Genomic DNA, 6,453 nt, shown 5'->3' on the forward strand with positions numbered 1-6,453 from the left:
AATCACCTGCTCGAACAAATCGAGAGCTTTCGCGTCGGCGACAAAAACAGGGATCGAGAAGACGACCTCCTCGACACCTTCTGCTATGGCGTCGCCATCGCACTCGGCAATAGCAAGGGATTTTAGGGCCTTGGCAACCTGTCGTGCAACAATCGCTCTCAGTCTTCGGCCTCAAAGCAATAAAAAACAACGCTGACGCTTTTGCTTATGGTCTTCTGCGGCTTCGAGTTTACCGCGAACTCCGGCAAGCCGACGAGATCCTGCGCAGGGAGTCGGCTTATTTTGCCATGGCGGAGCTCGAGCGCCGGTCGAAACCATGATCGCCTTCATCGATGACCACCGCGAGGCCGCGGCGGTTCAAACAGTTCCTGCAAACTGGCGTTGATGCGCGACCGCGGCAGGAAATGTCGGCGGACGAAGCGGACGACAAACGGGTCCAAAAAGATCCTGTCTCGCCAGCCCTTCGACGAAGGGACTTTGACCTCGCGCATTAGAGCAATAGCCGATCATATTGCATCGTATCCGGCTGCGGCGAAGTAGTTTTTGCACTCGGTCGGCGGGAACAGATCGATGATCCTGCCAATAGCGTCCCAGAGGCCGTCGACAGTTCGTTTGGCGGCCTTGCGGAGATGAGCCTTCAGCTTTGAGAAAGCGTTCTCGATTGGGTTAAAGTGCGGACTTTAAGATGGCAGGTAGAGCAGGCTGCGCATGCCGCTCTGATCATCTCGCGCACCCTTGGCGCTTTGTGGCTCGACAGATTGTCCATGACGACGATCTCGCCCGGCTTCAGTTCCGGAACGAGGACCTTGTCGACATAGGTCTCGAAAGCATCGCGGTTGATCGGCCGATCCAGCACCCATGGCGCGATCGTGCCGCGCGGGGTGAGGCCGGCGACGAAAGTGGTGATTTTCCAGTGGCCATTGGGCACGCCGACGCGCAAGCGCTCCCCACGCTGGCAGCGGCCGTAAGGAGGCGCCATGTTGGTTGAGGCCCAGGTCTCATCGATGAAGACGAGATGGCCCGGGTCGAGATCGAGCTGACCGTCGAACCAGTCCTCGCGCCGTTTCAGAACGTCGGGACGATCCTGCTCGCTGGCGTGCGCGGTCTTTTTTTGCGCGTGATCGCATGACGCGAGAAGAAGCGGCGGATCGTGCCATAGCCGACGACAAGCCCCTTGTCCGCCAGCGCCTCGCGCAACTCCTCGATGGCGATGTCAGGCCTCGCCTCGAGCACGGAGAGGACCGTGTCCTTATGAGACTCGATCCGGCCGGACCGGCGATCCCCGCCAAGCGTCTTCGGACGCGCGTCGCCCCGCTTCCGCGCAAGCTCTCCCCAGCGGCCAACGCTCGATGCGCTGACCTTGAACCGCTCGCCGGCTTCGCGATGGCTCAGACCTTGCGCCACTGCCGCGAGCACACGAATCCGAAGGTCAAGAGACAAGGCTTTCGACATGTCTGCCGGCTCCCCTTGCTCCGGCAGACAGGTTGAATCACTTCAAACCCGATTCGGGAATCCCTTCAGATTCATTCAGGTGGGCTACTGCTCTAGCGAGAGACTGCGCGGCGACGATTGAATAGGTAGTATCCGAGGCTTCCGCAGCCGTCGCAATTCTGCGCCAAGTCATTTCAAATCGATCCTAAACATCCGTCGTCGAACGCTGCGCGCCATGCAAACGTCAGTCGTCTAAAGCCCCCGCATAGGCATAGCTTCGCGATGTCGATTACATAGAGAACCATATGACTCCCTCCTTTCCTATCCGCCTGCCCCGAGAGCGCCTCGAAACCACACGCGTGCAAGCGATTGAAGAGCTGGCGACAAAAGAATGGCCGTAGCCTGCCGACACACTTCAAAAGATCGCGCTTCTGCAATCTGCATTGAGCGCAATTCGCGAAGAGATCAAGCTGCACCATGTCAAGATCGGAGCCAGGTCGGAACAGGGTCTCCTATAGACGGCCCGGCAGCTGTGCAGGCCGAATGTTCCGGCCGGATCGAGCGATCATTTGGCACATTCGTACATACTCATGGGAGCAAAGAGTCACGCTCAAGGGGGCAACGAGCCACGCGGTAGACGCTATCTTAGACGACAAAGCACAAGCGCGGCATTGGGGCAGAAGCGACGGACCATGTGGGGCCGGCGATCAACTGAAAGGCCTGAACATGGAGACCATGGATAGTCAGCGCGTGATCGCGAACGATGAGGATTTTCGTAACCAGCACAGCTCTGAAGCAGAGCCAGTCGCAACTGCGCCCCGGCGATCCGCCTTCCTGAGCTGGCTGATGCATGACTCGCCCTTCATCGCAATGCTGTTGCTGGCGCTGATCGGCGTTACCTTCCATGCCGGTCGGTTACTGGGTGATGCTAACGCCTGTGTTCGTTGCAATATGCGTCGTCGCGGGATGGCGCCATGTCGAAACACGCGAAGCTCGCATGCGGCTCGTCTACGCGCAGGCGCTGAACTGGCTTGCGTTTATTCTGGCGATTTACGTATTGCACAACAATGGCGCGGATGGAGTGCTCAACGCCAATGCGAGCGCACTCTCCATAATAACCCTTCTGGCGCTCGGTACCTTCGTGGCCGGCGTGCAGGCGCGGGTATGGCGGATCTGTGCGGTCGGCGCTGCGTTGCTGCTCGCGGTGCCAGGTGTCGGGTGGGCCGACCAGTCAGTGCTGCTTCTGGCGACCGCCACTGTGGGCGCTCATCGGCGTCGGCGGTTTGGTCTGGTGGTTTGAGCAGCGAAGACCTGCTGCTCGCTCGTCATGACTGTGAAGTGGCTTAGTTCGAATCCCGGATAAAGGCCCGTCGCGCAGTCGCCGCCGATGCCGCGCTGGAGTGGCCACCAGCGTAGCGGCTCATATCCCGCGGCTGACGCAAACCTGGGATCGTTGCAAAGACCAAAGGTAAGATCCATGACGAAGTCCAAAGTCCACCAGATCGAGGCTCCCGTGTCGAGGCCGCCGGAGAAAAACGCCGCGCAGGACGATCTGAAATCCCTTCCCCTGACGGAGGTCGAGAAAAGACTGGGGTCTTCGCCCGATGGCCTTTCGCAAGCCGAGGCGCAGAAGCGGCTCGCCCAATACGGTCCCAACGAAATCGAGGAAAGGAAAGCCAACGAGTTCCTGAAATTCCTTTCCTATTTCTGGGGTCCCATTCCGTGGATGATCGAAGTCGCCGTCATTCTGTCGGCGGCGGCCAGGCATTGGCCGGACTTCGGCATCATTCTGCTTTTACTCGTGGCCAATGCGGTTGTCGGATTTTGGGAGGAACATCAAGCGGGCAACGAGATTGCAGCCCTGAAGGCAAAGCTGGCGATCACCGCCCGGGTGAAACGCGACGGCAAGTGGATCACCCCGGCGGCGCGCGAGCTGACGCCAGGCGACGTCATTCGCGTACGCCTTGGCGACATCGTACCCGCCGATGCGCGGTTGCTGGAAGGCGATTCGATCGAGGTCGATCAGTCTGCTCTGACGGGAGAATCGTTGCCGGCTACACGCAAGCCCGGCGAGGCCGTGTTCTCCGGATCAATCGTCCGTCAGGGTGAAATCGACGCCCTAGTTTACGCCACCGGCGCTAATACGTACTTCGGCAAGACGGCGCAGCTGGTGCAGGAGGCGCACACCGTCAGCCATTTCCAACGCGCCGTGCTGAAAATCGGCAACTACCTTATCATCCTCGCGGTGGCTCTTGTGGCGGTGATCATTGCCGTCGCGATCTTTCGCGGCGATCCGATCCTCACCACCTTGCAGTTCGCCCTGGTGCTCACCGTCGCCGCCATTCCCGTCGCCATGCCGACGGTGCTCTCGGTGACCATGGCCGTCGGCGCACGCCGCCTCGCTAAGAGAGAGGCGATCGTGACCCGGCTGTCGGCCATTGAGGAACTCGCCGGCGTCGATATCTTGTGTTCGGACAAGACCGGCACGCTCACTCAGAACAAGCTGACGCTGGGTGATCCGTTCTGCGTCAACGACATTCCTGGTGATGAAGTCATTCTGAACGCCGCGCTGGCGTCGCGCGCGGACGACAAGGACACCATCGACTTGGCCGTGCTGGGCGGCATGAAGAGCGATCAGGCCCTACGGAGCTATCAAATCGTCCATTTCCAACCGTTCGATCCGGTACATAAACGCACCGAAGCGACCGTGAAGGGGGCGGATGGCAAGGAGTTCAAGGTCGCTAAAGGCGCGCCGCAGGTAATCCTGGAGCTGTCGGCCAATGCCGGCGAGGTGAAGTCGTCCGTCGACAAGGCGGTCAATGAATTCGCGGCGAAGGGCTTTCGGTCACTCGGCGTAGCGCGGGCCAGGGCGGACGGCAGATGGCAGTTTCTGGGCGTGCTGCCGCTCTTCGACCCGCCTCGCGACGACGCCAAGGCAACCATTGCGACTGCTCAAAAGATGGGCGTCAGCGTCAAGATGGTGACCGGCGATGCGCTAGCCATTGCGCAGGAAACCGCCAAAAAACTGGGGATGGGCACGAATATCCTCGACGCCAGCGGCTTTGGCGATTCAAAGCGCCAGGAGACGGCGGCGCTGGCGGAATTGATCGAGAAAGCCGATGGTTTCGCCCAGGTGTTCCCAGAACACAAATTCCACATCGTCGATGTCCTGCAGCAAGGCGGCCACATCGTCGGCATGACCGGTGACGGTGTGAATGACGCCCCGGCGCTGAAGAAGGCCGATTGCGGCGTCGCGGTCTCCGGCGCGACAGATGCCGCGCGGGCGGCGGCTGCTATAGTGCTTATGACGCCAGGCCTGTCGGTGATCATCGAGGCGATCAAGGAGAGCCGGAAGATATTCCAGCGGATGAACAGCTACGCGATCTACCGTATCACTGAGACGCTGCGTGTGCTGCTGTTTATGACCTTGTCGATCCTGATCTTCAACTTCTACCCGCTGACCGCGGTGATGATCGTGATGCTGGCGCTGCTTAATGACGGCGCCATCCTGTCAATTGCTTACGACAACGTGAAGTACAAGGAGCAGCCGGAAGCTTGGAACATGCGTTTGGTGCTTGGTATAGCGACCGTACTCGGCGTCGTCGGTGTCGTGGCCGCCTTCGCTCTTTTCTATCTCGGCGAGCGCGTATTTCGCCTCGACCGCGCACATATCCAGACGCTGATGTATCTGAAGCTGTCCGTGGCTGGGCATCTGACGATCTTCCTGACCCGCACGCGCGGTCCGTTTTGGTCCATACGACCCGCTCGGGTTCTCTGGATTGCCGTCCTTGGCACCCAGATACTGGCAACTCTAATCGCAGTTTATGGGGTGTTCATGACGCCGCTCGGCTGGGGTTGGGCGCTGTTCGTATGGGGCTATGCTCTGACCTGGTTCTTCGTGAACGACCGCGTGAAGCTGCTCGCCTATTCGATTCTCGATCCGGTCAAAAAGGACTCCGTCGGGACGCCTGCAGGCCGCGCTTGAAAAACTCGCTACATCCACGCGCGCCGGCAGGTTCGCCTGAAGGCGGCCGATTTCAGGCTGCGGGGACGCTGGACCCAACGGCTGCCGGCTGGGCATGCGGCCCTTGGCGTATCTTCCACCGGGGTAACGACGAGCGCTTCAACAACCGCACCTTTCATATTGATGGCGGGGATCCGCGCCGGTCCGAACGCATTGCCGGCGGGGAAGCACCTGTCCTCCGTAATGCGTCACGCGTCCGTGGCAAGCCTCGCAGCGCGCGAGGAGCGCCCTAGAAAGGGACCTAATATGTCGGTGAGCCAACTTGGCCTCATCCTGCTTGTTGCCTGCGTGGTAGCTATAGTTTCCCGCAGACTTCAACTGCCCTATAGCGCCGGCCTCGTCGCGGCAGGGATCTGCCTGGCGTTGCTCGGCGGATCTATGAACCTCGCTTTGTCTCCGGACCTCATCTACACCGTGCTGCTGCCGCCCCTGATTTTCGAAGCCGCTCTACAGCTCAAGTGGCGGCCTTTTCGCGACAATCTGCCTGTTACGGCGACGCTCGCTTTTCCCGGCGTTCTTCTCTCGGGCGCAATCATCGCCACGGGTATGCATCTCTTCATCGGATGGGGCTGGCTGGGCTCAGCGCTTTTTGGGGCGTTGATCGCGGCGACGGATCCCGTGTCTGTCGTCGCAGCCTTCAAGGAGATGAAGGTCGAACCGCGGCTCAGCCTGTTGGTTGAATCCGAAAGCCTGCTCAATGATGGCGCCGCCGCCGTCGCCTTTGCGATCCTGGTGTCCGTCGCGCATGGCGCCGGGCTCCAGCCGGCCGCCATGGCGATTTCTCTGCTGTGGATGGTATTGGGCGGATTAGCCGTCGGTATCCTCGTGGCTGGCGCAGCGCTGCTCGTGGCAGGTCGAACGGAAGATCACCTAGGTCCTGTTGACAAATAAGATTCCCAGTCCCGGCTTTCGGTGATTCAACGTTGCTTTCTCAGGGAGGCGGCTTTGATTCGGGACATGATGAGCGACGAGGAGTGGGCGTTCTTCGAGCCGTTTGT

3 protein-coding genes, 2 pseudogenes and 1 other annotated feature are annotated in these 6,453 nt (G+C 60.2%); of the genes and pseudogenes, 4 read left to right on the forward strand and 1 reads right to left on the reverse strand.

What is annotated here, in order from left to right:
• Positions 1-224 precede the first annotated feature (224 nt).
• Positions 225-367: pseudogene (locus CR492_RS21570) on the forward strand (IS3 family transposase); the annotation flags it as partial.
• Positions 275-392, forward strand: a sequence feature (AL1L pseudoknot). (Overlaps the previous pseudogene by 93 nt.)
• Before the next feature lie 114 nt (positions 393-506).
• On the opposite strand, the pseudogene CR492_RS19965 reads toward CR492_RS21570, so the two are convergent.
• Positions 507-1,452: pseudogene (locus CR492_RS19965) on the reverse strand (IS630 family transposase).
• Between the two features lie 883 nt (positions 1,453-2,335).
• Here CR492_RS19965 and CR492_RS19970 point away from each other — a divergent pair.
• From CR492_RS19970 to CR492_RS19980, 3 genes are all read left to right on the forward strand, one after another.
• A complete protein-coding gene (locus CR492_RS19970) occupies positions 2,336-2,731 on the forward strand; it encodes a hypothetical protein (RefSeq protein WP_245412190.1) in 396 nt (131 codons plus the stop codon).
• A 177-nt stretch (positions 2,732-2,908) separates the two neighbouring features.
• Entirely contained in the window at positions 2,909-5,416 is a 2,508-nt protein-coding gene (locus CR492_RS19975) for a plasma-membrane proton-efflux P-type ATPase (RefSeq protein ID WP_102845467.1), read from the forward strand.
• A gap of 285 nt (positions 5,417-5,701) precedes the next feature.
• Positions 5,702-6,346, forward strand: coding sequence for a cation:proton antiporter (locus CR492_RS19980; protein ID WP_102845468.1), 645 nt, complete (start codon positions 5,702-5,704; stop codon positions 6,344-6,346).
• Positions 6,347-6,453 lie beyond the last annotated feature (107 nt).

The organism is Methylocella silvestris, from assembly GCF_002891535.1.
GTDB classification, from domain to species: Bacteria; Pseudomonadota; Alphaproteobacteria; order Rhizobiales; family Beijerinckiaceae; genus Methylocapsa; species Methylocapsa silvestris_A.

Coding starts and splice junctions, on each gene's coding strand:
- CR492_RS19970 (WP_245412190.1), top strand. CDS start 2,336: ATGCCGGTCGGTTACTGGGTGATGCTAACGCCTGTGTTCGTTGCAATA.
- CR492_RS19975 (WP_102845467.1), top strand. CDS start 2,909: ATGACGAAGTCCAAAGTCCACCAGATCGAGGCTCCCGTGTCGAGGCCG.
- CR492_RS19980 (WP_102845468.1), top strand. CDS start 5,702: ATGTCGGTGAGCCAACTTGGCCTCATCCTGCTTGTTGCCTGCGTGGTA.